This window comes from Streptomyces calidiresistens (assembly GCF_014141525.1).
Taxonomy (GTDB): domain Bacteria; phylum Actinomycetota; class Actinomycetes; order Streptomycetales; family Streptomycetaceae; genus Streptomyces; species Streptomyces calidiresistens.
In genome coordinates this window covers 1-824 of record NZ_VKHS01001358.1, presented here as the reverse complement: position 1 = coordinate 824, position 824 = coordinate 1, and the positions used below count along the sequence as shown (strand labels likewise).

Here is an 824-nt window from a genome sequence, read left to right as displayed (position 1 = left end):
GTGCGCGGGTCGTGCGGGTGTGGCGGGGGCCGCGGGAACGGCGGGAGGAGCGGGGAAGCGTGCCTGGTGACTGGTCCAGACACGGGTGGGGTTCACGGGCGGCGGGGCGGAGTTGCCCCACACCGGGTGCCGGGCGGCCCCGTCGATCGGCCGGCCTGCGGACCACATGGACAGGGCGCCGAGGACGGGGCTCAACGCCTCGCCGGCCCGCGAGAGGCGGTAGGGCTGTCCGGTGCCCTCGGTCGTCACCAGGCCGTCGTCGATGAGTTGCCGCAGGTGGGGGTAGATGTTGTTCCAGAAGCCGGTGGGCATCACGAGGCCGGCCAGGGCCAGGGCGGTGGCTTCCTGTCGTGACTTGAGAACCCAGAGGATCGCGGGAGCCTGCCTGCGGGTGAGGAGGGCGAGGGTGTCCTCGATCTGCTCGATCGCGGCGAGCGGCTGTTCCGGCTTCTCCAGGTGCTGTTCGGCCCACCTCGCCATCCGGGGGAGCACCGGGAGGAGCTGTTGGCCGCGGGGGGTGAGGCCGTAGGTGACGTGGCGGGCGGAGTGCTCGGTGCGTTCGGCCAGGCCCGCGCTGCACAGCGAGCGGATCTTGGAGTGCAGGTGGCTGGTGTGGAGGTACGGGAGCTTGGCCACGATCTCCTTGTAGCGCCGGGGAGTCCGGTTCAGGGTCAGCAGGACCCGCACGTTCCACCGTGGGGTGATCATCTGGAGGGCTTCGGTGACCCGGGCGACATCGGCGGCGTCGGCGGGCGGCAGACCGGTGGTGACCAAGGGGGTGAACTCCTGATGCGCGAAGGGCCGGGCCCGGGCGGGTCAACGGC

General features: G+C 72.0%; 1 protein-coding gene. It reads right to left on the bottom strand.

Features of this window, described 5'->3' with window-relative positions; all coding sequences use genetic code 11:
- Window positions 1-774 (bottom strand): winged helix-turn-helix transcriptional regulator (locus FOE67_RS27300; RefSeq protein WP_182667490.1); only part of this gene is annotated, 774 nt, incomplete at its 3' end.
- Window positions 775-824: the final 50 nt, after the last annotated feature.